At 40.4% G+C, this 24,849-nt stretch carries 29 protein-coding genes and 1 other RNA gene; 7 read left to right on the forward strand and 23 right to left on the reverse strand.

Annotated elements, in window-relative coordinates; all coding sequences use genetic code 11:
• Positions 1-118 precede the first annotated feature (118 nt).
• The 6 genes from ACSBQP_RS10185 to ACSBQP_RS10210 form a co-directional block, all read right to left on the reverse strand.
• On the reverse strand, positions 119-286 hold the full coding sequence (locus tag ACSBQP_RS10185) for a hypothetical protein (RefSeq protein WP_193744060.1): 168 nt from the start codon (positions 284-286) through the stop codon (positions 119-121).
• Positions 283-2,718 (reverse strand): heavy metal translocating P-type ATPase, encoded by a 2,436-nt coding sequence (locus ACSBQP_RS10190; protein ID WP_435028376.1) that lies wholly within the window; start codon positions 2,716-2,718, stop codon positions 283-285. The genes ACSBQP_RS10185 and ACSBQP_RS10190 overlap by 4 nt, the downstream gene beginning before the upstream one ends.
• Positions 2,719-2,802: 84 nt before the next feature.
• The gene (copZ, locus tag ACSBQP_RS10195) at positions 2,803-3,009 is read right to left on the reverse strand and encodes a copper chaperone CopZ (RefSeq protein WP_017368060.1); all 207 of its coding nucleotides are present in this window, start codon (positions 3,007-3,009) and stop codon (positions 2,803-2,805) included.
• A gap of 83 nt (positions 3,010-3,092) precedes the next feature.
• Positions 3,093-3,398 carry a metal-sensing transcriptional repressor gene (locus tag ACSBQP_RS10200; RefSeq protein WP_017359234.1) on the reverse strand — a complete coding sequence of 102 codons (306 nt, stop codon included), beginning with the start codon at positions 3,396-3,398 and terminating at the stop codon, positions 3,093-3,095.
• A 97-nt stretch (positions 3,399-3,495) separates the two neighbouring features.
• A complete protein-coding gene (locus tag ACSBQP_RS10205) occupies positions 3,496-3,951 on the reverse strand; it encodes a DUF6376 family protein (protein ID WP_435028377.1) in 456 nt (151 codons plus the stop codon).
• Positions 3,952-4,206: 255 nt separating this feature from the next.
• Complete coding sequence (locus ACSBQP_RS10210) at positions 4,207-5,805, reverse strand: histidine kinase N-terminal 7TM domain-containing diguanylate cyclase (protein ID WP_025207981.1); 1,599 nt, start codon at positions 5,803-5,805, stop codon at positions 4,207-4,209.
• Positions 5,806-6,044: 239 nt separating this feature from the next.
• Between ACSBQP_RS10210 and ACSBQP_RS10215 the strand changes: the two genes are divergently transcribed.
• Entirely contained in the window at positions 6,045-6,281 is a 237-nt protein-coding gene (locus ACSBQP_RS10215; RefSeq protein WP_435028378.1) for a hypothetical protein, read from the forward strand.
• 52 nt (positions 6,282-6,333) lie between these two features.
• Here the strand turns inward: ACSBQP_RS10215 and ACSBQP_RS10220 are convergent, their stop codons facing one another.
• The 8 genes from ACSBQP_RS10220 to ACSBQP_RS10255 all read right to left on the reverse strand — a co-directional run bounded on the left by ACSBQP_RS10220 (position 6,334) and on the right by ACSBQP_RS10255 (position 14,404).
• Positions 6,334-8,607 carry a CDP-glycerol glycerophosphotransferase family protein gene (locus ACSBQP_RS10220; protein WP_435028379.1) on the reverse strand — a complete coding sequence of 758 codons (2,274 nt, stop codon included), beginning with the start codon at positions 8,605-8,607 and terminating at the stop codon, positions 6,334-6,336.
• A gap of 430 nt (positions 8,608-9,037) precedes the next feature.
• Positions 9,038-9,401: a transfer-messenger RNA gene (gene ssrA, locus ACSBQP_RS10225) on the reverse strand.
• Between the two features lie 181 nt (positions 9,402-9,582).
• On the reverse strand, positions 9,583-10,053 hold the full coding sequence (smpB, locus tag ACSBQP_RS10230) for an SsrA-binding protein SmpB (RefSeq protein WP_008347658.1): 471 nt from the start codon (positions 10,051-10,053) through the stop codon (positions 9,583-9,585).
• A 139-nt stretch (positions 10,054-10,192) separates the two neighbouring features.
• The gene (gene rnr, locus ACSBQP_RS10235) at positions 10,193-12,532 is read right to left on the reverse strand and encodes a ribonuclease R (RefSeq protein ID WP_435028380.1); all 2,340 of its coding nucleotides are present in this window, start codon (positions 12,530-12,532) and stop codon (positions 10,193-10,195) included.
• A 19-nt stretch (positions 12,533-12,551) separates the two neighbouring features.
• Positions 12,552-13,298, reverse strand: coding sequence for an alpha/beta hydrolase (locus ACSBQP_RS10240; protein WP_008347663.1), 747 nt, complete (start codon positions 13,296-13,298; stop codon positions 12,552-12,554).
• A gap of 123 nt (positions 13,299-13,421) precedes the next feature.
• Positions 13,422-13,655, reverse strand: coding sequence for a preprotein translocase subunit SecG (gene secG, locus ACSBQP_RS10245; protein WP_003212746.1), 234 nt, complete (start codon positions 13,653-13,655; stop codon positions 13,422-13,424).
• A 187-nt stretch (positions 13,656-13,842) separates the two neighbouring features.
• Positions 13,843-14,133 (reverse strand): AbrB/MazE/SpoVT family DNA-binding domain-containing protein, encoded by a 291-nt coding sequence (locus ACSBQP_RS10250; RefSeq protein ID WP_008347666.1) that lies wholly within the window; start codon positions 14,131-14,133, stop codon positions 13,843-13,845.
• A 37-nt stretch (positions 14,134-14,170) separates the two neighbouring features.
• Complete coding sequence (locus ACSBQP_RS10255; protein ID WP_024719830.1) at positions 14,171-14,404, reverse strand: helix-turn-helix domain-containing protein; 234 nt, start codon at positions 14,402-14,404, stop codon at positions 14,171-14,173.
• A 154-nt stretch (positions 14,405-14,558) separates the two neighbouring features.
• Here ACSBQP_RS10255 and ACSBQP_RS10260 point away from each other — a divergent pair, with 154 nt between their 5' ends.
• The 3 genes from ACSBQP_RS10260 (at position 14,559) to ACSBQP_RS10270 (ending at position 15,898) form a co-directional block, all read left to right on the forward strand.
• A complete protein-coding gene (locus ACSBQP_RS10260; protein WP_007500204.1) occupies positions 14,559-14,963 on the forward strand; it encodes a helix-turn-helix domain-containing protein in 405 nt (134 codons plus the stop codon).
• Between the two features lie 130 nt (positions 14,964-15,093).
• Positions 15,094-15,495 (forward strand): helix-turn-helix domain-containing protein, encoded by a 402-nt coding sequence (locus tag ACSBQP_RS10265; protein ID WP_061420173.1) that lies wholly within the window; start codon positions 15,094-15,096, stop codon positions 15,493-15,495.
• 82 nt (positions 15,496-15,577) lie between these two features.
• Positions 15,578-15,898 carry a winged helix-turn-helix transcriptional regulator gene (locus tag ACSBQP_RS10270; RefSeq protein ID WP_007500199.1) on the forward strand — a complete coding sequence of 107 codons (321 nt, stop codon included), beginning with the start codon at positions 15,578-15,580 and terminating at the stop codon, positions 15,896-15,898.
• A gap of 81 nt (positions 15,899-15,979) precedes the next feature.
• Here ACSBQP_RS10270 and ACSBQP_RS10275 read toward each other — a convergent pair whose 3' ends face one another.
• Genes ACSBQP_RS10275 through ACSBQP_RS10290 form a run of 4 tightly spaced genes read right to left on the reverse strand, consistent with a single transcriptional unit; the run spans position 15,980 to position 19,437 of the window.
• The gene (locus ACSBQP_RS10275) at positions 15,980-16,669 is read right to left on the reverse strand and encodes an ABC transporter permease (protein ID WP_008347676.1); all 690 of its coding nucleotides are present in this window, start codon (positions 16,667-16,669) and stop codon (positions 15,980-15,982) included.
• Between the two features lie 21 nt (positions 16,670-16,690).
• Positions 16,691-17,608 (reverse strand): osmoprotectant ABC transporter substrate-binding protein, encoded by a 918-nt coding sequence (locus tag ACSBQP_RS10280; RefSeq protein ID WP_041507780.1) that lies wholly within the window; start codon positions 17,606-17,608, stop codon positions 16,691-16,693.
• A gap of 13 nt (positions 17,609-17,621) precedes the next feature.
• Positions 17,622-18,275 (reverse strand): ABC transporter permease, encoded by a 654-nt coding sequence (locus ACSBQP_RS10285; RefSeq protein ID WP_024719832.1) that lies wholly within the window; start codon positions 18,273-18,275, stop codon positions 17,622-17,624.
• 13 nt (positions 18,276-18,288) lie between these two features.
• Positions 18,289-19,437 (reverse strand): betaine/proline/choline family ABC transporter ATP-binding protein, encoded by a 1,149-nt coding sequence (locus ACSBQP_RS10290; RefSeq protein ID WP_116306223.1) that lies wholly within the window; start codon positions 19,435-19,437, stop codon positions 18,289-18,291.
• A 269-nt stretch (positions 19,438-19,706) separates the two neighbouring features.
• Here ACSBQP_RS10290 and ACSBQP_RS10295 point away from each other — a divergent pair, with 269 nt between their 5' ends.
• Complete coding sequence (locus ACSBQP_RS10295; RefSeq protein WP_017359221.1) at positions 19,707-20,243, forward strand: GbsR/MarR family transcriptional regulator; 537 nt, start codon at positions 19,707-19,709, stop codon at positions 20,241-20,243.
• A gap of 55 nt (positions 20,244-20,298) precedes the next feature.
• Here the strand turns inward: ACSBQP_RS10295 and ACSBQP_RS10300 are convergent, their stop codons facing one another.
• Positions 20,299-20,934 (reverse strand): MarC family protein, encoded by a 636-nt coding sequence (locus ACSBQP_RS10300; protein ID WP_035389414.1) that lies wholly within the window; start codon positions 20,932-20,934, stop codon positions 20,299-20,301.
• A 118-nt stretch (positions 20,935-21,052) separates the two neighbouring features.
• Between ACSBQP_RS10300 and ACSBQP_RS10305 the strand changes: the two genes are divergently transcribed.
• Positions 21,053-21,517: a hypothetical protein gene (locus ACSBQP_RS10305; protein WP_035389416.1), complete on the forward strand. Its 465-nt coding sequence runs from the start codon at positions 21,053-21,055 to the stop codon at positions 21,515-21,517.
• 15 nt (positions 21,518-21,532) lie between these two features.
• On the forward strand, positions 21,533-21,997 hold the full coding sequence (locus ACSBQP_RS10310) for a GNAT family N-acetyltransferase (RefSeq protein WP_435028381.1): 465 nt from the start codon (positions 21,533-21,535) through the stop codon (positions 21,995-21,997).
• A 20-nt stretch (positions 21,998-22,017) separates the two neighbouring features.
• Here ACSBQP_RS10310 and ACSBQP_RS10315 read toward each other — a convergent pair whose 3' ends face one another.
• From ACSBQP_RS10315 to ACSBQP_RS10330, 4 genes are read right to left on the reverse strand one after another with little or no spacing between them, the layout of a single operon-like run.
• On the reverse strand, positions 22,018-22,299 hold the full coding sequence (locus tag ACSBQP_RS10315) for a hypothetical protein (RefSeq protein ID WP_008347692.1): 282 nt from the start codon (positions 22,297-22,299) through the stop codon (positions 22,018-22,020).
• Positions 22,300-22,665: a hypothetical protein gene (locus ACSBQP_RS10320; RefSeq protein ID WP_146270561.1), complete on the reverse strand. Its 366-nt coding sequence runs from the start codon at positions 22,663-22,665 to the stop codon at positions 22,300-22,302.
• Positions 22,662-24,059: a hypothetical protein gene (locus ACSBQP_RS10325; RefSeq protein ID WP_435028382.1), complete on the reverse strand. Its 1,398-nt coding sequence runs from the start codon at positions 24,057-24,059 to the stop codon at positions 22,662-22,664. The genes ACSBQP_RS10320 and ACSBQP_RS10325 overlap by 4 nt, the downstream gene beginning before the upstream one ends.
• The gene (locus ACSBQP_RS10330; protein ID WP_008347699.1) at positions 24,031-24,798 is read right to left on the reverse strand and encodes an ATP-binding cassette domain-containing protein; all 768 of its coding nucleotides are present in this window, start codon (positions 24,796-24,798) and stop codon (positions 24,031-24,033) included. The genes ACSBQP_RS10325 and ACSBQP_RS10330 overlap by 29 nt, the downstream gene beginning before the upstream one ends.
• Positions 24,799-24,849 lie beyond the last annotated feature (51 nt).

Consider the following 24,849-nt stretch of genomic DNA (forward strand, 5'->3'; position numbering starts at 1 on the left):
AGACTTCGCTTTTGGCGAAGTCTCTGATTGTTGAGAAGAGCTAAAATGAACTTTATTTTAGCTCTTTGTGATAGAAATCCATTGAAGTCTAGAAAAGACGAGTACCGAAGCGCAGGACTTACACCGAATGCGAGGACTTCGCTTCTGATGAAGTCTCATGTTGCATATGATCAGCTGGCGGCTCTTGAAGAGGAGAAAGTTCGACATAAACCGCATAACCTATCAGTACAAAGGCTACATAAATCACAGCACTCAACGTCCACACCCATTTGACATTCAGCTTCATTTTGCTACACCCTCTCTGACAGGTTTCAATCGCTGTAATCTTAGTGCGTTCAGCACAACCGATACAGAACTAAAGGCCATTGCCGCTCCTGCAAGCCATGGTGCCAGGAACCCAAATGCGGCGACTGGTATACCAATACAATTGTAAGCAAGTGCCCAAAATAGATTCTGTTTAATGTTTCTCATCGTTTTTCTGCTAAATTCAAGTGCATCTGCAATGGCATGGAGATCTCCTGTCATGAGCGTAATATCTGCCGCTTCCATGGCAACATCTGTACCTGTTCCGACGGCCATCCCGATATTTGCTGTTGCAAGGGCAGGGGCATCATTGATGCCGTCTCCAACCATCGCCACTTTTTTTCCTTGTTTCTGAAGCGCTGCAATATGAGCCGCTTTTTCCTCAGGAAGAACTTCAGCGATCACATGATCTATGCCTGCCTCACTCGCAATCGCTTCTGCTGTGCGTTTGTTATCTCCTGTCATCATCACGACGTGAATCCCTTGCTCTTTGAGACGAGCGACCGCTTGAGAAGAAGACGATTTGATTGTATCTGCAACGGCGACAATACCTGCTGGCTCGCCGTCAATGGCAATGAGCATCGCCGTTTTCCCTTGTTCTTCAAGCTCAGTCACAACTGTTTCTAGTGCTTCGCAGCTGATATGATGTTTCTTTAGGAGCTTCCGTGTGCCAATCAAAAGCTCATGTCCTGCAGCCCTTGCTTCAATTCCATGACCAGGATCTGCTTGAAAAGCTTCAACCTCGACCGTTTGGAGACCCCGGTTCTTCATGCCTTCTGTAATCGCTCTGGCAAGTGGATGCTCTGACTGCTGTTCTGCCGATCCTGCTAACTGAAGCAGCGTATCTTCTGTCCAATTGGCAGACGCAATCACATCTGTAAGACTCGGCTCCCCTTTTGTCACAGTCCCTGTTTTATCTAGCACTACTGTATCTAGTGATTGGGTTACCTCTAAGTGTTCTCCGCCTTTAAACAAAATCCCTGATTCAGCTGCCCGGCCGCTGCCTGCCATAATAGAGGTCGGTGTAGCAAGGCCAAGCGCACAAGGACATGCAATCACGATCACAGCAATAAACGTCTCAAGTGCCGATGTCACATTTCCTGGATCAACAAAGATATACCAAATCAGAAAAGTGAGCACAGCCAATCCTACAACAATGGGGACAAATATCCCTGAAATTTGATCTGCCATTCTTTGAATTGGTGCTTTTGAGCCTTGCGCTTGTTCGACGACTCGAATGATTTGTGAAAGAGCCGTTTCTTTTCCTACTTTTGTTGCTTTCACTTTCACAAATCCATTTTTATTGATGGTTGCCCCGATGACTGTATCTCCTGTGGTTTTATCAACTGGCAGACTTTCTCCTGTAATCATCGATTCGTCGATCGCTGTTGTTCCTTCGATGATTTCTCCGTCTACCGGGACTTTTTCACCCGGCTTGACGAACACAAGATCATTCACTTTCACTTCAGAAATAGGAACGGTCATTTCTTTCCCATCTCGCTCTATCACAGCTTCTTTCGCTTGTAAGCCCATCAGTTTTTGAATCGCTTCTGATGATCTCCCTTTCGCTCTTGCTTCCATTAACTTTCCGAGCACAATCAACGTAATCAGCACAGCACTAGTTTCATAATAGAGGGACGCTTCATGTGTGCCTTGAACCGCTGATTGAATACTTTCATATAAACTATAGAAAAAAGCAGCCGATGTCCCTAGTGCCACAAGGACATCCATATTGGCACTTTTATTTTTCAACGCTTTATAAGCACCTACATAAAAAGGCCAGCCGACAATGAACTGGACGGGCGCTGCTAATGCGAGCTGAACCCATGGATTCATAAACGCTTCTGGCAACCAAATAAACGATGTGAAAGAAAAATGACTGACCATTGCCCAAAGAAGAGGCAATGACAAAATCATCGAGAACAAAAAGCGTGCCGTTTGTTTCTCAATCGCTACTTGGCGATGGTCTTTTTTTCCTTCCTCCGCATGCTCTTCGGCTGGTTCGGTTAATGAATATCCAATGGATTTCACAGCCTCTTTTATGTCACTTGGAGATATTTTCCCTGGATGATATGTCACCTGAAGTGACTCAAGCGCAAAGTTCACTGATCCTTGATCAATACCGTCCATTCGGTTGACTTTTTTCTCAATTCGGTTTGCACAAGCCGCACATGTCATTCCCTCTATATCAAATTCAGCTTGCTCCATCACCACATCATAGCCAAGAGATTGAATTTTTTGTTTTAGATCCTCTGCTGTGAGTTGTTCTGTTTCATACACAATGTGGGATGTTTCAAGCGCAAAGTTCACACTGGCGTCGTCCACACCTTCCAACCTGTTCAAGCCCTTTTCAATACGGCCTGCACAGGCGGCGCAAGTCATTCCCGTAATTTGAAAATCAATTTCTTTTTTCATTTATCTCACCTCTCCACATACTCCATGGGGGTATTGTAATTTTCAAAAAAATACGTGCTGTCTTATGCAGCACGTATGCTCATTTTATACGACATCATATCCCTGTTCTTCAATGACATCAGAGATCTGGTGTAACGTGATTTGATCTGGGTGAAAGGAAACCTCCACCTGACCCTTATCTAAATGGACTTTTACAGATTCAACACCTGCTAATTCTCCTACATTTCCTTCGACTGCTTTCACACAATGTCCGCAAGACATGCCTTGCACTTGTAGTGTTGCTTGTTCCACTTCTCATCGCCTCCATCAATCATTTTCTATTTTTACTATACCCTAGTAGGGTATAGTTGTAAACATAAATGATCCGCTTTTTGCTACGATTTTGTCAGCTTCGTGAAGACATTCATTAACTCCTCAATCGCTTCATCCCCATTACCGCTCTTAATGGCATCTGCTACGCAATGATGTGTATGCTTTTCCATTAATTGAAGACTCACTTTTTTTAAAGCTGCATTGACAGCAGAAATTTGATTCACGACATCTATGCAGTAACGATCGTTTTCAATCATTTGCTGAATCCCTCGCACTTGACCTTCCACTCGTTTTAAGCGATTGATTAATTGCTCTTTTTCCTTCTCAGCTCTAGGCGAAGCGATATGTCTTTCTTCATGTTCTGTCATCTGATCACCTTTTTTCTATCATACTTGTGTTACATTCAATTAAAGCATATCTTCACCTGAAAAGGCAAAGATATGCTTTGATCACCGTTTGCTTATCCTAGTTTGTTAGTTGTTCAATATCTTGCAAAAGGCTGACCGATTGCTGAAGCTGCTTCATGAGCCCTTGTTGATCCTCTAAAATAGCTGCAGCATCGAAGTTGTCCATTTTCAATTGCTGTAAATAGGTTTGAATCTCCTCTGACAGCACTTTATTTTTCTCTATGATTTGTGCATGCAGGTCTTCTGCTATTGATGGGGCTGTGAGTTCATTAAATTCTTGAATGTCTGCTTTCAATGATTCAAGTTGCTGCGTCAAATCTGCTCTTTTGGCAGCATCTTGTACAGCTTCTTCCGCAAGCTGTGGAAAATCCTCTGTGAATTGCTGAATATCCGTCACATACTCATTCGCCTCTGTGACATATGTCGTTGTATCGTTTACTTCGTCTAACAGTCCTGAACATCCACTTAACAAAAACGTACCGGTAAATAGAAACGCCATCACATATTGTTTCAAGATCCATCATCCTTTCATCTGCTATGTTGAAACCCCTCATTTGTCCAGCTCCCAACCACACAGATGCAAAAAGACCTTAAAAAAAGCCAGATCTTTGCCTCATGTGTGATAGGCAAAGGTCTGGCTAACATGTTCATGCCGGAATGGCCGAGAAACAAAGGATGTTTCTGTAATGACGACCAAACCGTAAAAGCTACTCCCCTTTAGGAAACCGTTCAAATGTTATGTTTATCATATCTAAATGAAGGACAACAGTCAATGAGAAGCAGGGGGAAGATCCTGCTTTTGGTATAGCATATAGCCCGAACCAGTTGATGCATAAATCCGATTACGTCCTTGGCGTTTTGACATATACAAGGCTTGATCTGCCTCAAATAGAAGCGTTTCTAATATAGAGGGATCATTCGCTGTATGGGCGACGCCAAAGCTTGCTGTCACTCTTACTTTCTTCTCATCTGTCTGAAAGAAACTCACTTCAAATGAATGTCTCATCTGTTCCGCAATATGACATGCCTCTTCAAATGAATGATGCGGGAGACAAATGGCGAACTCTTCTCCACCATATCGGCCAAATAAATCATCCATCTTCAAATGCTGCTGACAAATGGACACAACATGACGCAACGCCTCGTCTCCAATATGATGTCCGTGCGTATCATTGATTTGTTTAAAGAAATCAATATCAAATAGCAATATCGCAGTATCCTGCGCATCCTCTTCCAATAACATCTGCGTTCGTTCAATAAAAGAAGATCGATTGAAGATATTCGTCAAACCATCAATATATGCTCGGCGCTCCAGCTCTTCCTGCAATAGTCGCTGCTCCGTAACATCGCTGATCACAATTTGCCTGCCCTCGACTTCGCCTCTTCTATTAAAAAGAGAAGAAGCAGTGAGATGATAATAGAAGGGCTGCTCTTTTTCCCACATTAAATCATACTGTGAATGATCCTGCGGAGAACGTAGCCACTGTATAAACGCTGGCTCTTTGATGATCCCTGAGAATATATCATCGATTTTATAGCCGATTCCCTTTTTAGCGAGCACAGGAATGATCAATGCAGCCGCAGGGTTATAATCAATCAGTGTTCGGTATCGATCCAATAGAAGAACACCTTCTGACATATGTTCAAACACACGCTCCATCGCAATGGGAGAGAGCTTAAAGAGATGAAAAGACATAATCGCCCATAAGTAGAGTGCATTGGTTAAAAACATCACCACTGGTACTGGGTCAATGTGAAAAGGCGTGACACCTAATAAATAGATAAAAGAGGTCGTGATCGGCAATAATATTCCAACGAGCAAGATCAGAACCTGTTTCAAATATTCTCTCTTCACACGTAAAAACCAAAGCAGCATAAAAATAGCGAGCATAGAACAGCCAAATGTATAGACCCCATGAATGATATACCAATAACCAATGGTAAAATCAGCTAATAAAAACCCGTCTACTGTATTCATCGTGATGCTTCGGTAAAAGAGTGAATGAAAAGAGTTGGTGAACACCAGAATGGTGGTTAAAATTGGAATCAGCAAGAAGAGAATCACGCGGCGCTTTGTTACATATTGATGGAAACCAGTAAACTGCAGCACAATCATCAGGCTGAACGGTGCAATAAACGGAAGACCTATGTATTGAAAACTAACCCAGAATGTAATTTCTTGAGGGGTGCGCGCCAATAATTCAAATGTATGTCCAAAAATATAAATCGCAGTTGCTCCAGACATATACATAAACAATTGACAGCCAATATACCGATGGCGATTTGCATGAGCAATGATTGATAATATTACGGACAGAATGCCAGAAACACTCATGATCACAATAAAATGTAAAACAATCGAATCCATGTAAACGCCCCAATTTCAGTTATTTAGAACTAGTCTAATCTTACTATATATGAGGACGTCTCAAATGGGAAGATGTGATTTTGAATTGGTTGGCGGTTTTTTGGAAAGCGTTCGTCATTTTACTAGTCGTGGCGCCCCATCTATTCATTACTTCTTACTTAATTTAAGGATAAAGCATATTGTTGCAAGTGAATTATCTGTACAATGTGGAGATGAATGAAAAGGAGGCTTGATAGGAGATGACTTTTTTGATCATCATGGCAGGTTTGTTTATGCTGATTCTTTTAGAAAAGCCATTTCAGAAGAAACGATCTGGGCTGTTATTTTTAATGGGTTATTTGCTGCTGATTGCGGTTTATGTGATTCAGACAACATTTGTGGAGATTATGCCTGATGGGCTTTTGTTGATGATGGCGGTGATAGTGGTTTGTCCTTTGTTTGTTCGAATGATCCAGTCTTTTCAGAGGAACGTTTGACTTAGTAATAGAAAAAACCTCTACTTGTACCCTCGCAAGTAGAGGTTTAACTTTAATGATTACGAGTAAATACTTCCTTCACCACTCGTTCACTTGCTTTTCCATCTTCAAGCGAACAGAATCTGTCATGGAATACATCGTATTTTTCCTTGTAAGCATCTTTTACGCTTTCAATGTTCTGAATGCTATGAAGCACTTCTTCAGACGTATACAATAACGGACCTGGCAGATCTTTTTCGACATCAATATAAAAACCTCTCAGCACATCTTTGTATTTATCAATATCATACGTAAAGAAAAGAATCGGCTGCCTTAGGTTTGCAAAATCAAAGAATACAGACGAGTAATCCGTGATAAGGATATCACTTGAAATATATAAATCATTGATATCATTATATTTAGAATAGTCAAAGGCAAACCCTTCAAACCCTGTTAAATCAATATTATCTGAAATGAAATAATGCATTCGTAAAATGATGACATATTCTTCGCCTAACTTTTCTTTTAACAAATTTAAATCTAAAGTGAGATTAAATTTGTATTGCCCCGCTTTATGAAATTCGTCATCTCTCCATGTTGGAGCATATAAAATGACTTTTTTATCAGCAGGTATACCAAGCTTCGATTTAATCTTCACTTTATCCGCTTCTGTAAAGTTTTTCAGAATATCATTTCTTGGATAGCCATATGTTAATATTTTTTCTTTCGGATACATAAATGCACTTTCGAAGATTTTTTCAGAATATGGGTTTGCTGCAATTAGGTAATCCCATTTTCGAGATTGTAAATAAAATTCTTTTTTATAATCGGGATTTGCAGATACTACATTATCCATATCAAATACTAATTTCTTAAGTGGTGTACCATGCCATGTAGATAAGATAATTTGTTCATCTTTTTTATAAAGTGACTTGGGCTGTCTCATGTTTAAAACAAAATATTTTGCCACTGTGACATAGTAAAAATAGCTCCAGCTAAATCGCTTAATTACTTTAACGTTCTTGTGCTGAAATTCTTCTTCATTTGCCACCATTTCTTTATCATTCAGAATCCAAACATGCTTCCATTGATTTGGCTCATGCTCAAGAAGATATTTAAATATAGCCTTAGGGCTATCCGAATAGTTTCTTCCTAAAAAGCTTTCATAGACAATGGTGTTAGGTTTAATAGGCAATCTTGAGAAGAACAATTGTTGAACGATTCTTTGTCTTGCTCTCTTCTTTTTCGGTTTTATGCCCTGATACAAATTATAATAGAGAACTCTCTTTTTACTTAGACGATATGCCTTATGATAATTCCCGACCTTAATTGCATTAATTTCTTTTAAATGTCTTTTCTTCAATTTGATTGGATTTGACTCTGCATTCAAAATGGTCTGACAGGACTGATAAATAGGTGTTAAACGTTGAATGCCCTCTTTAAACACTGGGCTTTTTACAACCTTATATAAATATTGGCTGATCGCTTCAAGCTTTACTTGTTTCACTAAAGCCAAATCGTCACATTGTTCGATTGATTTGCTTAATGTTCGGAACATTTCTTCAAATCGATGATCCTGTTCTTCCTGGGAAAGTGAAGGGAAATTGATAGGATCGTTATGGATCAGCTTATAGTATAGACAAATTGATGTTTCCAAAATAGAGAATGCATCTTGATAAATTTTCATTAAGAACGGAATATCACTATACAATGGTGCGCTTTCATCAAACTGTATTTGATTGTTCAACAAATATTTCTTTTGAACAACGAACCCATGTGATTTTAATTGATAAGAAATCTTCTTAAAGAACTTTTCCTTTGCAATTTCATGATAATGAGCTGATACAACGTTCTCCTCAAAAAGCATCTGCATGACTTCGTTTTCATTTGCATCAACATTTAATTTTTTCAAAACATGACTTAAGTTATCCAACGTATCATGCTGATACAAAGCCTGTTTCTTTTCCTTTAATGTTGTGTTTCTGTCTACAATTGTCTTTTTCGCTTTCAGCTTAAAAACATTCAATTGTTCTTGATCAATGATTTGCTTTGCATATATCAGCGCATTGGGATGTAAGAAATCATCAGCATCTAAAAATAAGATGTACTCTCCTCGAGCTTCTTCTATGCCTTTATTTCTACTAATGCCTGCATTTGTATGAGGTCCCATATTGATTGTTCTATAATTAAAAGTATAAGGCGCTAAAATTTCTTCTAGGTGTTGACTATCTTGATGGACCAAAAGGACTTCGAAATCTTTAAAAATTTGATCATCTAAACTTTTCATGCAGTTATCAGTATACTTTTTATTGGTATCCTTATAAGGAATAACAATAGTAAATAACATAAGATCCCTCTTCCAAATTTTATATAAACAACAATGTTTGATCTTTTCATCACTTAATATGATTTAAAAAACAATAAATATTATAACAAAAACGTGTTTTTATTCAAAAAAAAGATTCGTCTAAAAAGACGACTCACTAGAAATTCGTTTATCCAAAATGTTTTCCATCTATACTTCTATGATACAACAATTTATCATACTTAACATAAAAAAACCACTGTTCTAGCCGACTTGAAATAAAAATAATAAGAACGTATTTTGTCTGTATGATAACATCCAGTTTTGTTTAAAATTCAGATTGTTTAAGTTTCTAATAGCAAAGAAAAATGACGCTGTGATAGCGTCATTTCATATAACCATTCATTTTTTAAAGATACCAGACCCGCACCAAGGGCTTTCAAACCCTTGATACGACTGTATTCTAAAAGTTTGATGGAGACGGTGGGAGTCGAACCCACGTCCAGAGACATCGATTACTTAAGCGTCTACGAGCGTAGTCAACATATTTACGTGTTCACTCATCCTCATGCCTGCTGACGGGCGCTTGGAGAGCTAGTCTGATGGATCTCTTCTTACGTCCTCAGACGAAAACGTAAGCGTAGCCTACTTCATTGGGCTCCTCGCAGACACATAGGCGATGTCAGGAAGAGCTCGCTGCGCTTATTAGGCAGCTAGTGCTAAGTTTTGGTTAAAACTTTTAGTTTTGCCAGTTACATTTAGGTGCGTGTTAACGAGATCGCCTCTCGGCTCGCAGCCTAAGCTCGAACCATCCCTGTCGAATCCGTAACGTCCCCTTGTAAAAGGGATATACGGGATGGAAACGTTCTTTAGCTTAACTGCTTCCGTATATGACTATTATAACAATCTCATCGCTCGAAACAACTGGTGGTTTCTGTAAAAAGACGACGATGATTGTTTACTGCATAACATATTGTAGCATAATGCTTCCGCTCTCAGCAAGCCATCTGCATGCGTCTAGAATTGCTTTTGCCGGTCACGGAAAGCTCGCTCGATTTCACGTTTCGCATCTTTTTTCTTCAGATCTTCACGTTTATCGTATTTCTTCTTCCCTTTACCGACTCCAATTAGCACTTTGGCAAAGCCATTTTTCAAATAGAGTTTAATGGGAACAAGTGAGTAGCCCTCTTCCTTTGTCGCACCAATCAATTTACTGATTTGTTTGCGGTGGAGCAGCAGCTTTCTCGTTCTGAGCGGATCATGGTTATAACGGTTCCCCTGTTCGTATGGGCTCACGTGCATATTGTGAAGAAACACTTCTCCTCGTTCGATTTTGGCAAAGGAATCTTTTAAATTCACTTTTCCTGCTCGAATGGATTTGATTTCAGTTCCTTGTAATACAAGGCCGGCTTCATATGTTTCTTCTATAAAATAATCATGGTTGGCTTTTTTGTTTTGGGAAACAACCTTTCCCTCTCCCTTTGGCATTGGCGTACACCCTCCTTTTGACACAGACACGGTCCAAATCGTACGGATTATTTTATCAAACAATCCAGCTTTCGACAATGCTGCTGCCACGTGGTCAAAAAGCAAATAGAGCGTGATGCCCTATTTGCTTTTTGTCACGTTACTTTTTCTTTTTGCGCTTTTGTTTCGGTGCGTTATCAAATACGCGTTTTTTCTTTTTCTTCTTTTTACGACCTGTAAACCAGTCGCCGCCTTTATCCTCTTTGCCTTTTTCCCCAGAGGCCTTTTGACCTCCGCGTCCTTTTTTGGCTGGTGGATCTGTCCGTTTTTTGAACTTGAAGTCTTTTGGTGATTTACGGCGAGTGCCTTTCATCCCGACGATTTCAAAATCAATGGAATGCTCATCTTTATTCACACTCACCACTTTGACAGTGATTTCGTCACCGATACGGTAGACATTCCCTGTCCGCTCACCGATCATGGCAAAGTGCTGTTCATCAAAACGATAGTAATCGTCTGTCATGTAGCTCACATGGACAAGGCCTTCTATCGTATTCGGCAGTTCAACGAATAGTCCGAAATTCGTGACAGAACTAATCATACCATCAAACTCTTCACCGATTTTATCAAGCATAAACTCTGCCTTTTTCAGGTCATCTGTTTCGCGCTCAGCATCAACAGAGCGGCGCTCCATTGTAGATGCATGATCTGCGATTTCTGGCAGCAGTTGTCCCCATTTTTCAAGGGTCGCTTCGTCTGTCTTTTTCTCTATTAAATAGGTTCTGATCAGCCTATGCACGATTAAATCCGGGTAACGGCGGATCGGCGATGTGAAGTGTGTATAGAATTCCGTTGATAATCCAAAATGGCCAATGCTTTCTGGATCATACTTCGCCTGTTTCATAGAGCGAAGCATCACAGTTTGAATGACGACTTCTTCTGGTTGATCTCTGACAGCATCGAGGACACTTTGAAGTGCGCGCGGGTGAATGTTCGTTGACGTCCCTTTCACAATGTAACCAAACGTCGTCACGAATTCTAAAAAGCGCTGAAGCTTCTCAGGATTTGGTTCTTCGTGAATTCGGTAAATGAACGGAACATTCATCCAGTGGAAATGCTCGGCAACTGTTTCGTTTGCCACCAGCATGAATTCTTCAATTAGTTTTTCGGCAACAGAACGTTCACGAATGACTACGTCTTTTGCTGCGCCTTCATCATCTACAAGCACTTTTGCTTCCTTGAAATCAAAGTCGACTGCTCCGCGCTCCATTCGCTTGTCACGCAGAATTTCTGCAAGCTTCTCCATCTCTTGGAACATTGGTACTAACGGCTCGTATTTGTCTAAAAGCTCTTCATCTTGGTCAACTAAAATCTTATTCACATCGGAATAGGTCATTCTTTCCGTCGTTTTGATCACACTTTGGAAAATTTCGTGTTTGACGACTTTCCCATTTCGATCAATGATCATTTCACAAGAGAGTGTGAGACGATCAACCTTCGGATTCAATGAGCAAATGCCATTTGACAGGCGATGAGGAATCATTGGAATGACGCGGTCGACAAGATACACACTCGTTCCACGCTCATAGGCTTCCTGATCAATCGGCGAATTCTCTGTAACGTAATGAGAAACGTCTGCAATGTGCACGCCGAGCTTATATTTGCCATCATCGAGCTTTTGCACGGTTACGGCATCATCTAAGTCCTTTGCATCTGCACCGTCAATCGTCACGATCGTTTCATTGCGCAGATCACGTCTACCTTCAAGGTCCTTTTCATCGATCGTTTCAGGTGTGTCTGCTGCCTGCTGGAGCGCTTCTTCCGGAAACTCACCTGGTAGACCGTGTTTATGAATAATCGACAAAATATCGATGCCAGGGTCATTTTTGTGACCAAGGATTTCCGTCACTTCACCCTCTGCGCTCATTCTTCCTTCTGGATAGCTTGTCAGCGTGACAACGACTTTATGACCTTCGACCGCTCCGTTTTTAGCGGATTTCGGAATGAAGATATCGTTTGTGATTTTTTTATCATCAGGAATGACAAAACCAAAACTTTTCGTTTCTGTATAGGTACCGACAACCGTCTGAGTATTACGCTCCAGAATGCGGATGACCGTTCCTTCTTTTTTGGTGCCATTTGATTTGTGGCTGACACGAACCATGACGGTGTCGCCATTCATTGCTGTGCCTAGCTCATTTGGCGGAATGAAAATATCATCCTGTCCAAACTCTTCTGGTGTCACAAATGCAAATCCTTTTGCATGCGCAGACAGCTTCCCTTTTACCAAGTTCATTTTTTCCGGTACACCATAGCGGTCGCTGCGGGTACGGACGATAAGTCCCTGATCCTCTAATATCACAAGTGCTTTGACGAGCTCTTTATAATCATCTGGATTGGTAATTTCCATCATGACTTCTAATTCCTGCACCGTTAATGGTTTGTACGCCTCTTCTTGCATAAACGCAAGTAATTCATCCATAAATTCTTCTTTTTGCACACTCTAACCCCCTATATATTTAAATTGACCAATCGAGTGATTCTAAGAATGCATATACATCCTGATGAACCTTCTCTCGCTCTTTATCAAGCGTGATAACATGGCCCGATTCTTCATACCACTTTAAATGTTTTTCATCTGTCTCTACTTCGTTATAAATAATGTTTGCACTGTCTGTATTAATCATATGATCATGACGTGCCTGAACAACAAAAGTAGGTGAATAAATCATGTCAACATTGTTTCTGACATCTGCAATGAGTTCTTGAAGAGCCTTGAGCGTGCCCATTGGTGTTTTCTTGAACTCTTCCATCTCTTGCTCAATTTGATCCTCTGACTTACCCTCGAATTTTTTATAGTTACGGGCATAATCTAGTACACCCTGGTACATGACTTCTTCACTTTTTATGTACATAGGTGCACACATAGGTACAATTCCCTTTACAGGTACAGTGTAACCTAATTTCAATGAAAAAACTCCTCCGAGGGATAGTCCGCAGACCGCAATTTCCTCATAACCTTCGTCTTTTAAAAATTGATAGCCTTCTTCTACATCTTTCCACCAATCTGTAGGACCTGTATGAACAAGCTCCTCTGGCGGTACACCGTGTCCTTTGTATTGAGGTGCATGGCATGTATAGCCTCTTTCATTCAAATAACGCCCAAGCATGCGAACATCGGCTGTATTCCCAGTAAAACCGTGAAGAAGAAGCACCGCCTTTTCTCCACCTTTAAACGTAAATGGTTTTGGTGTAACAACTTTCATGATGTGACTTCCTTTCCTTCTGATATGGTTTATATTTTCCACTTGTATGTATGAAACAAACACAAAAGAGTGCTGATAATAAAAAAAGGTCTGAAAAAAGATCAGACCTTCTGTTACTCGCGCCTACACGCCTAAATATGCCAATGCAAGTGTTAAGATGAAGAAAAGCACTGACAAAATGACAGTTAATCGGTGAAGAATCAAGTCAAGACCTCTCGCTTTTTGCTTACCGAAAAGCTGCTCGGCTCCACCTGAAATAGCGCCTGACAGTCCTGCACTTTTACTTGATTGTAATAATACAACGATGATAAGTGCGATACTGACAATTACGAGTAATGTGATAACAAATGCGTGCATGAAAACACCTCCAGACAAACTGGTACACATAACTTTATTTTACATGAAAACAAGGTGCATGTCACGAAACATCAAAATAAAGATTTCCTATATATTGTCGACTCTATATGTCATTTTGATTCAATTTCGCTCCAATGGATTGTATGCAGCATTTTTTATATGCAATTTTTGAGGTTAAAAAACGTTTTTAGCGAGTTGCTTCTTCTTTTAAGAGCTGTTTTAATTCTACTAACAACCGCTCAGCTCCTTCAGGACTCAGCACGACGTTACCATTTCCATAGCTTTTGTTGTATTTCGTTATTTGGCCAGTTAATAAGCAGCTCTTATCTGCATCATATTTTTTCAGCATAATGGTTTGATCTTCGATGAAAATTTCCAACAGCTGCTCTTCTTTTATATTGAGTACCTTCCGCATTTCTGAAGGCAGAACAATTCTGCCAAGCGAATCAATGTGTCTTACCATTCCAGTTCTTTTCAATGAAGCCGCCTCCTTTATGATGATACGATGATTTCACTCATTGACTTTTGTCAACATTTTCATAGTAAAATAAATCTTCAAATTTTTTATCAAAGTAATGAATCATTTTGCCAATGACAAGCTGTCCTGGTTTCCGGTGACCATTCAATACCCTGCTGAGTGTGGCAGGAGAAATGCCAATTTCATCTGCGAGCTGATTTAAAGACATATCGTTTTCAATCATATACTGCATCACAAAAGCCCGCCTGATCTGAATCTTTTCGACCATCATTACAACCTCCTATAGGATCAATATGTACAACATGTAGGACTCTCATATCTCCCAGATCCATTAACTTATGTCAACACTTTTACGCCCTTTCTATTTCCTTTGGTCAATGATCATACTAAAATAAGTCATATACTGAAATGTGAGGTTCGATGACATGAATCACTTTGGTGAACAATTACGCATTTTAAGAGAGAATAGAAAGATGTCTGTCAATCAACTCGCCATGTATTCAGGCGTAAGCGCTGCCGGTATTTCTCGGATTGAGAATGGAAAGCGTGGTGTGCCAAAGCCTTTAACCATAAAAAAATTAGCACGCGCTTTGAAGGTGCCTTATGAGGATTTAATGCTACTTGCCGGTTATATTGAACAGGAAAAAGTGCATGAAATGAAACCGAAATATGAGTCCATATTAAAAATCTATCAAACGGCGCTTCAAAAGGATGTAGAACATCTCCCTATTTTCGATGGAGACCAATGGGAAACACTCACCGCACAAGACATCAGCCAGCTGAATCAATACTTTCTCACGCTCATTAACCAAAAAAAGGCGAACAAATAGCGGGGCATAAACATAAGATACATCCACCATTAACTAATGTCAATATTTTCATGGTGCACTTATTGCCAATAGTCAACAAATCAGGTACACTAGAGATAACTAATCTTTAACCATGTGAGGTTTTGAGTTGATGAACTTCGGTGCATATTTAAGAGCATTACGTGAGAAAAGGAAACTATCGGTGAACCAATTAGCGATGTATTCAGAGGTCAGCGCTGCTGGTATTTCTCGGATTGAAAACGGGAAGCGCGGCATTCCGAAACCTCCTACAATTAAAAAACTAGCAGGTGCATTAAAAGTACCTTATGAGGACATGATGCAGGCTGCAGGGTATATTGAAGAAGCATCTTCTGCCCATGTCATAAAGGAAGAAGAAACGGCTTTTACCCAAATAAGAGAAGCAGCTGAGCAATATGAACTTGATGATCTTGAAATATTTAATGGGGACATATGGTCCACCCTTTCTAAACATGAAATAGAGGATTTAAACCGCTATTTGTTATTTCTACTAAACAGCCGTTCGTCATCGTAAAATGTTTTGATCATTGACAAGCTTTTTGCGCCGATTTTTGACAGAATTACGGTATAATGGGTTCAGATTGGAGTGAAGAAAGATGAATCAATCTGATATGTGCCCGCGGTTTGAAAAAGCAGTTGAGTTATTAAGTAAACGCTGGGTGGCACTGATTGTTTTTCAGCTTCTCTCAGGTTCACAGCGCTTTAGTGAAATCGAAGCAGCTCTGACCAATTTAAGCGGAAGGGTTTTATCTGAGAGATTAAAAGAGCTGGAAGCAGCAGGCATTGTAAAACGGGAGGTTTTTGCTGAAACACCCGTGCGTATTGAGTATTCATTAACTGATATGGGGCGCTCACTTGCACCCGTTTTTGAGGAAATTGCGAAGTGGTCCTCTGAATGGATCACACTTGAATCATAAATGTCTCCTGATGTGAGCCGCCTAATCATGATAAAAAAACCTCCCCTACAGATGTAGAGGAGGTTTTGTCTTTTCAAGCATTTATGCGGACGTCATGTTTTTTTCAGCTAACGCCTTGCTTTCTTTTTTCTTGTTGGTTGGGCTTAAATAGCGTTCAAGCCAGCCCATGACAAGGTCGGCAATAATGGCCATGAGCGCAGTTGGAATAGCACCTGCTAAAATAATGGCTGTTCCGTTTGTCGCGTTTGATCCTCTGATGATGATATCACCAAGTCCTCCTGCACCAACAAATGTCCCAATCGCTGTAATACCGATTGCGATCACAAGTGCGGTTCTTAAACCAGCCATAATGACAGATAAAGCAAGCGGTAATTCAACCATTCTCAGCACTTGCCATTTCGTCATGCCCATCGCTTTCCCCGATTCTAAATAGGCATGCTCAATGCTGACAATACCTGTGTACGTGTTACGGATAATCGGCAGAAGTGAATACAAAAAGAGTGATAAGATGACTGTATTTGCGCCAAGTCCTAATACAAGCATCAACACAGAAAGCATCGCTAACGCTGGAATGGTTTGAATGACATTGGTTATTGCGAACACCCAATTGCTCAGTTTGCGATAATGCGCCACAAAGATGCCGACTGGTATTCCGACAATTGCCGCAAACAATACCCCATACGCTGACATGAGGAAATGCCGGTAAAATTCTTCTAACACATATGAACCGTTCTGTTGATAATACGCCCATAATTGCTGCAGTGTGTCCATCAGCTCTGACACCTCCCAATCTTACTCAAAGTAATTGTGTTTCTTTAGAAAATCTCTCGCAACAGTCGCTGGTTCTTTTAGTTCTCCATCGACTTGATAATTGAGCTCTTGCATTTGTTCGGTATCGATTTTTCCAATCAACCTATTGATCACCTTGTCCAGTCCTGGATTATCTTTTAATACCTTCTCAGGGACAACTGGTGATGCATCGTATGGTGGGAAGAATCGTTTATCATCTTTTAAGATTTTGAGATTATACGCTTTGATCCGGCCATCTGTTGAATAGGCAAGCACAATATCCATTTTTTCATTTTTCAATGCGTCATAGACTAGACCGATCTGCATCGGAAAAGTGCTTCCAAATTCAATTCCGTATGTTTTCACAAACCCTTCGTAACCGTCACCTTTCTTTTTCAGCCAAATATTATCCACACCGAAGCGATAATTTTTGGCATTCTTTTTTAAATCAGAGACTGTTTCTAGGTTGTTTTCCTTCGCCATCTTCTGCGTCACAGCAAAGGCATACGTATTATCAAACCCATAGGAATCAAACCATTTGTAATCATAGCGTTTTTTGAATTCTTTCTGGACGATTTCCATTGCACGCTTTGGATCTTTTTCTGCATCCATTCCTAGCGTACTTGTTAAATCCGTGCCTGTATATCGTGTTGCCGAAATGTCGACATCCCCGTTTTCCATTGCTTTCTGCTGCACCGTATTTGAGCCTAAATTCTTCACAATGGTTGTCTTTTTATCTGTGTAATGCTCAATGATGTCTCCCACCATATAGGCCATAATTTCTGATTCTGTAAAGTTTTGTGCACCGATTCGCAGCGTGCTCCCTGAAGAGCCGGCTAGTCCAGGAAGTGAACAGCCACTTATGAATAGCAAGCATCCGGCAAGCAGTGCACTGATCCATTTTGTTTTTCGATTCTTCACATGAGCCAACTCCTTATGAAACTTCCTTCAATCCTTTTAAGCCTTCTGGTGTTACTTTTTTCTCAAGCTTCATCAATGTAAGGTCAATGATGACGGCTAAAATAGTGACAGGGATTGCACCCGCAATAATGTATTCCGGCTGGTAAAGCTGAAGCCCAATTAAAATGTAGTCACCAAGACCGCCTCCACCGATAAAAGCAGCAAGTGTTGTCCACCCAATTAAATAAATCGTTGAGGTTCTGACACCTGCCATAATGACCGGAACAGCAAGCGGCAGTTCAACAAGACGAATTTGTTCCCATGTCGTCATGCCAATCCCTTTACCAGATTCGAGCAAGTTTTTGTTCACACCTTGAACACCGGCATACGTATTTCTTAAAATAGGCAAAACGGAATAGAAAAATAGCGCAACGATCGCAGGTATTTTTCCAACTCCCAAAATAGGAATAAAAAATGCAAGAATCGCTAAACTAGGGAGTGTTTGAAAGATATTCACGATACCGATGACAAAACCGGCGCCTCTTTTCATTCGTGTAAGAATGACGCCTAAAGGAACGGCCACGATAATGCCTAACACAACGGCAATTAAAGAAATGTATAAATGCTCCCACATTTTTGTGAGGAGTTCCCCACCATTTTTCTCAAGAAAATCGATGATTTGATCCATGTGTACACCTCCCTTAGTTCATTTCAGTGACAGCCTCCGGGGTATCTTCTCCCCAAATAGAGTCATATACGACATCTACAAGACTTGCACGTGTGACGATGCCTTTTAAGTGCCCTTTTGCATCGACAACCGGTACATATTTAATGCCGCGTATTAAGATCTTTCGGACAGTATCTCTAAGAAGCGCACCTTCTTGTACTGTATAAAATTCTGTATTTAAAATATCGCCAACGAAGGCTGCTTTTCTGCGGTTTGCATCGATGGTTTCAATGTCGATATAGCCTTTCAGCACATGATTTTCATCAACGACAAGCAGGGAATCAACCCGCTTTTCTCTCATAATAAAGATGGCATCTGTCAATGTTTTTTCGACGGTAATTGTGACTGGGGACGTGTTCATCATTTGTTCCACACGTTCCATATTCGGATTTGACTGAAGCAGACGTTCTTTCCCGATGAATTCTTCTACGAATTCGTTCGCAGGATTACGTAAAATATCATCAGGCGTGCCCACTTGGATAATCTCTCCATCTTTTAAAATGACAATGCGGTCTGCAAGTTTAATCGCTTCATCCATGTCATGTGTGACAAATACGATTGTTTTATTTAACGTTTTTTGCAGTTTCTTAAATTCTTCCTGCAATGAATCTCTTGTAATTGGGTCAAGTGCTCCAAATGGTTCATCCATCAGGATTAAAGGGGGTTCTGCTGCGAGTGCGCGAAGAACGCCGATACGCTGCTGCTGTCCTCCACTGAGTTCATGAGGGTAACGCTCTAAGTATTCCGGCCCCATGTCGACGAGTTTGAGCAATTCACGCGCTCGTTCTTTTCGTTTTTCTTCCGGCCACTTCAGCAGCTTCGGCACAAGGGAAATGTTTTGTGCGATGGTCATATGAGGGAAAAGTCCAATTTGCTGAATCACATAACCAATTTCTCTTCTTAATTGGACTGGATCTTTTTTCATAATGTTTTCTCCCTCGATCAATATGTTTCCTGAGGAAGGTTCAATCAGTCGGTTAATCATCTTCATGGTTGTCGTTTTACCACAGCCACTCGGTCCAATAAAACAAATAAATTCTCCTTTTGCTATTTCTAAATCAATATTTTTGACAGCTTTTTTTCCGCCTTTATACGTCTTAGATACATTCTCTAGTTTCAGCAAATGAGACACCTCCAATTAGTCGGATATATATTTTCAGAAAATTTACACCTTATTTATTATAGTGCAAACTTTATAAAATAAAAAGTTTACGATGTGTTTGTATTGCATAAGATTTATTTAAAATTTTCAGTTAACGGCCTGATATGTACCGATCCCTCCTTTTTTCTCCAACTTACGAGCAAATACTCAATATTTATTGTTTTCATGAACAAACAGGTATATGATATATTGTGTTACAAATTGTCAGTCGTGAAGGGATGAAGCGGGGAATGGACAAGCAAGCGTTAGGCGCCATTCAAAAAGCACAGGATCATTATATTGAAAAAGCTGCCGAGAACATGAATGCCTTTGGTCTTTCTGCCACAGTGGGTAGAGTGCTTGGTATCATTCATATGAACCGTAAACCAATGACGCTCGGTGAGCTCTCAGAGGCGACCGGCATGAGCAAAACAAGAATGAGTCAAGTCGTTCGAGAAATGCTTGATCTGAATATTGCTGAAAAGGTTTATGAAAAAGGAATACGCAAAGATTTATATGACGTTGAGCAAGATCAATATCAAACCTTTATTTCATTGTTTGCAGCCAATTGGTCACGTGTTGTCAGCAAAAATCGCAAGGCACATAAGAAGACATGCAAGGAATTGCTGGAGCTGCTTGAACAAGATGACCTGCCAGAAGAAACAGTAGATAAAATCAATCTTCTTCTTTCAGAAATCAAGGAAAGTCTCGATTATTATGACTGGATTAGCCGGTTAATTGAGTTCTTTGAAAGTGAAGAAGTATTTCAACATGTGCCAAAACCTTAAAAAAAGCTGTTTTATTTTACAATTTTGTAGAAGAAAACAGCTTTTTTATATACACTTATGACATTAGCATTGGGAACATCCCTTTGATCCCTGCGCCAATCATCTCTACTGCCACAACAGCTAGAATCAATCCCATTAATCGTGTCACGACATTCATCTCTGTTTTCCCCATTTTTCGCATAATGAAACTTGAATAATGAAATGCATAATAGGTCATGGCAAGTACAACCACAATGCCAATAAGAATCGCAAGCAGATGAAGCGTTACTTGGTGGCTTCCTGGCGTTAAGCTCATGACAGTCGCAATTGTACCAGGTCCGGCAATGATCGGAATGGCGAGCGGGGTCACCGAAACATCGGCCTTCTCTTTGCTCTCTGCCTTTTCATCCGAATGAGGGTTTTGAACATGTGATTCTTTTGCATTCAGCAAATTGTAAGCGATACCAAAAATAAAAATACCTCCGGCGATACGGAGTGCATGGATATCAATGCCAAACAATTTGAAAATGAGCCTGCCTGCCAAAAGAAAGGCAATCAAAATCATAAAAGACACAACAATCGCTTTTTTGGCCGTCTGGGCGCGTTCTTTTTCTGAGTAGCCTTCTGTTAAAGTGATGAAAAGAGGCACGTTTCCAATGGGATTTGAGACAGCAAATAATGACACAATGACATGAATCATAAAGGAAATCAACAGACACCCTCCTTTTTTCATAGTGTCTGCTAATCTGATGCGAATATTCCCTTGTTCTGTTAAAACCTGGTTTGTTTTAACCGATGATAATAGAGGTTTAACGAAAGGGGAATAGAACATGAAAAAAAACATCACGATCATTGTCCTGTCTGTGATCATCCTAGGTGCAACTGGCTGGATTGTGTGGCAGCAGCAGTCGCTCACCGCGGCAGAGAAAAAACACCAGCAAGAAATGAGAAAGAATGATGAGCAGCTGACACAATTAAAGTCAGAAGGAACGGATATGAAAGATGAAATGGATGGTCAAAAAAAGGAATTGTCCACCGTCACAAACAAGCTGAAGAAAGAAAAGAAGGCGCATCAAAAAGAAACCAAACAGCGTAAAGCGCTTGAGTTAAAAATAGATCAGCTTCAAAAAGAACTGGCATCAGCGAAAGCAACGGCTCAAGCGAATAAGCAGGCAGCACAAACGACTAGGAAAACAACTGTTAAGAAAGACCCAAATGTCACCCATCATCCTCCTTCTCAATGGGTGCAGGATCAATATGATTGGGGTGTTAAACAAGGGTATATCAAAGAATAGAGAGGATGAAATGATTTGATACAGATTCGGCCATTGTATCATGATCAATCTGTTCCTATGGATCTTTTACTATTAGCTGACCCTTCAACTGAAAAAGTCATTGCCTATGTACAATCTGGTTCTTGTTATGTTGCTTTTCATAAACAGGACATGATTGGTGTGTATGTTCTGACGCCTCTGTCTCAGCAGACAGTGGAAATCATGAATGTCGCCGTGAAAGAGTCATGGCAAGGAAGAGGAATTGGGAAGCAGCTGATCCGCCATGCTATTTCAGAGGCCAAGGCAGCTGGCTATCATACAATTGAAATTGGCACAGGCAACTCTAGCATTCAGCAGCTAGCCCTTTATCAAAAATGCGGTTTTCGCATGGCATCCATCGATCACGATTTCTTTCTGAAGCACTATGATGAACCGATTTATGAGAACGGTATTCAGTGTATGGATATGGTGCGGTTGTCACTCGTTCTTCAAGCAGACTGACTTCATTCAGCCTGCTTTTTTTATGTTCTGCTCTTTTTCACTGCATGAATCACATATTGAATCAAGAAGTAGAGAGCGGCACCCGCTAAAAAACAGACCACGCACCCAAAGAGCGTTGCCTCTGAGCTGAATTGATACTGTTCAATTTTCATGATATAAAAAGGCATACCAAATAGGGTTGGACTTGATTCAACATGATGAACCTCTAGCAACATTAAAAATACTGGCGTCATAAACACAGCAAACACATAAAGCATCGCAAGCGTTAAACCGCTAGAAAACGAATGAAATACTTTAACCATTTAGTTCTCTCCTTTCATCTCTTTTAAACTGGCGATGATATTTTTCCCGTCTGGGCAAGCTGGATGCAGCATCACTGTATTTAATAAAGAAAAAAGCAGCAATGGATGCGTCAATGGATGCCTCCACATGAAGAAAAGCACACCCGAGCAGATCACTGGAAACACAGGACCTGCAAGTGCGACCATCATATTAAAACCCGGCCGTGAAAATTTCTCATGGACAATCGACACGTGCTTCCAATCGATCATTACCACATAATCAAAGATGGGTCTTTTTTCGATTTTGTTGCACACCATCACCATCAGGATATGACCGAGTTCATGAATGAGCACAACTGCTATTAAGCAAAATAAAAGCGTCATCATCGCACAATCGGCCTCTTTAGCATGGCAGCATATATGAAGATGAAGAATGCGGCTGAACAAGCCATATAGGCAGTTGAGAGCAGCTGGGTATTTGCAGAAAGCCACTGGACTAAAAGCATATCCAACATACTAAACACAGCAATCATCATCACGATCACAAACAGTTTATTAAAATCACTAATCTTCACGACAAACCCGACACATGCCGCCATGACAGTGATCAATAAAATGGACAAACTCGCCAAACCGTGCCCTTCACTTTCAACCCCAATCATGAAATAAGCAAGCCCGATATAGACAAAATAAATCAATATATTCATTGTGTAATAAAATAAAATTCTTGATAATAAATAGGCACCCTTTGATGTATTTAACATAAAAATGGCTCGCTGATTGAGATGATATTCCCTGCCAATCATGAGCGGTAGCATAATAAGGATCTCCTTTAAGGCAAACTGCACAATAAAAGCATACAGCCAGCCAGTCTCTGCCGGAGTAAAGATGAATGGGAGACCTATCGTGAAACAGACAAGAAACAGGAACAAAATACCTTGTTCTTTAAACACAGCTGATCGGCTAAAATAAACAAGCTCCTGCCGCAGATGTGTGAAAAATGAAGAATCCGATCTAATTTTTTGGTAAGAAAACGACTTCACCTCTACCTTTAGCTGCAAAAACATCCGATTGACATAACAAGCCGCCAACCCTTTCAGCCAAAACCACCCTGCACATAGAAAGATCATCAGAAATACAAGATAGATAGACGGCCATACGTGAATCATCTCAACCGCTTTTTGAAAAAGGAGAAACAAGAAAGCACCGAGCGTCACAAATCCAATCGTTTGCAGCAGTAAATGCTCTTTTGTTTTTGATATAAAATGGCTCACACCAATGCGTATCAGCATCCAAGAAGCAAGCGTATACAGCGCCAATCCACAGCAAGTGATCCCCACCACAATGATCCAATACAAAGATAGTGTAACGCCGCTAATGATCAGCCCTAATAGGATGGGTAAAAAAAGCAGACCAAGCATGATGAAACAAAACAGCACTGGAAAGAAATACACACAAAGGACAAATGAGACACTTTGCATCGCACTATTCAAAAAGAAGAACTGATACTCTTGACGCTTCATTTTATGACGGGAAAAGACAATACCTGCTCCCAAAAGCAGCAGGGTCATTTTCACAAATTGAAGGTATAAAGCAACTGGTTCGCTCTCCCCTACTTGCATAAAAAAACGCAGGCTCATGACAACGTATATGGCGTAGATCAGCAATAAAAAAACGGCTGCGGCGAGAAGCTGCAAAGGATATTTTTTGCCGAGCTGCTTGATTTTCGTTGTGAGCATGCCCCATTCTATTTTATGAAGAACGTGTCGTGTCCAAGTCATTGAGCAACCTCTCCACCTGCATATAGTAATCTTGATTCACTTCTTTATAAATATCCTCAAGTGCTTGATGAGGGAATGTTTTGTTTGTTTCTTGACGTGACATATCCAGCTTGATATCACCGTTTCTTAAGATCATAAGGTGGTCATACAATGTCTCACCAAAGCCCAAATGATGGGTAGAAATGAGAATGCCTGCACCTTGATTTCTCAGCTTCATGAGCACCTTTTTTAAGATGATCATCATATCTGGATCAAGTCCATTTGTAGGCTCGTCGAATACATAATAATCACAAGACCTAAGGAGCTGTGAAATGATTTGGGTTTTCTTTTGATTGCCATGAGACAGCTGGGCAATTGGCTGATCCATATAAGGTCTCAGCTCAAACAGATCGACGAAGGCCTCTTCTCGAGGTCCATTTCGTTTGTCTGGAAGCTGGAGTAAATGAAAATATTCTCTCGGCGTTAAATAATCAAACAAAGCATGATCATCAGGAATATAGGAAACATGTTCTTTCAAAAAGGAGATATGTGCTGAGGATTGAAAATTCAGCTGTTTACCATCTAAAGAGACAACACCCGTAAATGGTGTCAGGCCAAACATAGACTGAATCATCGTGGTTTTTCCTGCCCCATTATGCCCCAAAAGCAGAAGCATACGTCCTTTCTCTACATTTAACTGAATATCGCGGAGAGAAAAGGTGCGGCTATACGTTTTTTCTGTTAAGTGTAATGTCAGCATCATGTCCCTCCATTTATTTCAGATAGAACAGATGACCTCGCATCTGTTCTC

This window comes from Bacillus sp. G402 (assembly GCF_051172515.1).
Lineage (GTDB): Bacteria > Bacillota > Bacilli > Bacillales > Bacillaceae > Bacillus > Bacillus altitudinis.

Coding starts and splice junctions, on each gene's coding strand:
- ACSBQP_RS10200 (WP_017359234.1), bottom strand. CDS start 3,398: ATGACAGAACATGAAGAAAGACATATCGCTTCGCCTAGAGCTGAGAAG.
- secG (WP_003212746.1), bottom strand. CDS start 13,655: ATGCACGCATTTGTTATCACATTACTCGTAATTGTCAGTATCGCACTT.
- ACSBQP_RS10265 (WP_061420173.1), top strand. CDS start 15,094: ATGAACTTCGGTGCATATTTAAGAGCATTACGTGAGAAAAGGAAACTA.
- ACSBQP_RS10260 (WP_007500204.1), top strand. CDS start 14,559: ATGAATCACTTTGGTGAACAATTACGCATTTTAAGAGAGAATAGAAAG.
- ACSBQP_RS10325 (WP_435028382.1), bottom strand. CDS start 24,059: ATGACTTGGACACGACACGTTCTTCATAAAATAGAATGGGGCATGCTC.
- smpB (WP_008347658.1), bottom strand. CDS start 10,053: ATGCCAAAGGGAGAGGGAAAGGTTGTTTCCCAAAACAAAAAAGCCAAC.
- ACSBQP_RS10220 (WP_435028379.1), bottom strand. CDS start 8,607: ATGTTATTTACTATTGTTATTCCTTATAAGGATACCAATAAAAAGTAT.
- ACSBQP_RS10255 (WP_024719830.1), bottom strand. CDS start 14,404: ATGATGGTCGAAAAGATTCAGATCAGGCGGGCTTTTGTGATGCAGTAT.
- ACSBQP_RS10190 (WP_435028376.1), bottom strand. CDS start 2,718: ATGAAAAAAGAAATTGATTTTCAAATTACGGGAATGACTTGCGCCGCC.
- ACSBQP_RS10285 (WP_024719832.1), bottom strand. CDS start 18,275: ATGGATCAAATCATCGATTTTCTTGAGAAAAATGGTGGGGAACTCCTC.
- ACSBQP_RS10330 (WP_008347699.1), bottom strand. CDS start 24,798: ATGCTGACATTACACTTAACAGAAAAAACGTATAGCCGCACCTTTTCT.
- ACSBQP_RS10275 (WP_008347676.1), bottom strand. CDS start 16,669: ATGGACACACTGCAGCAATTATGGGCGTATTATCAACAGAACGGTTCA.
- ACSBQP_RS10315 (WP_008347692.1), bottom strand. CDS start 22,299: ATGGTTAAAGTATTTCATTCGTTTTCTAGCGGTTTAACGCTTGCGATG.
- ACSBQP_RS10210 (WP_025207981.1), bottom strand. CDS start 5,805: ATGGATTCGATTGTTTTACATTTTATTGTGATCATGAGTGTTTCTGGC.
- ACSBQP_RS10185 (WP_193744060.1), bottom strand. CDS start 286: ATGAAGCTGAATGTCAAATGGGTGTGGACGTTGAGTGCTGTGATTTAT.
- ACSBQP_RS10215 (WP_435028378.1), top strand. CDS start 6,045: ATGACTTTTTTGATCATCATGGCAGGTTTGTTTATGCTGATTCTTTTA.
- ACSBQP_RS10320 (WP_146270561.1), bottom strand. CDS start 22,665: ATGATGACGCTTTTATTTTGCTTAATAGCAGTTGTGCTCATTCATGAA.
- ACSBQP_RS10305 (WP_035389416.1), top strand. CDS start 21,053: ATGAAAAAAAACATCACGATCATTGTCCTGTCTGTGATCATCCTAGGT.
- ACSBQP_RS10295 (WP_017359221.1), top strand. CDS start 19,707: ATGGACAAGCAAGCGTTAGGCGCCATTCAAAAAGCACAGGATCATTAT.
- ACSBQP_RS10270 (WP_007500199.1), top strand. CDS start 15,578: ATGAATCAATCTGATATGTGCCCGCGGTTTGAAAAAGCAGTTGAGTTA.
- ACSBQP_RS10240 (WP_008347663.1), bottom strand. CDS start 13,298: ATGAAAGTTGTTACACCAAAACCATTTACGTTTAAAGGTGGAGAAAAG.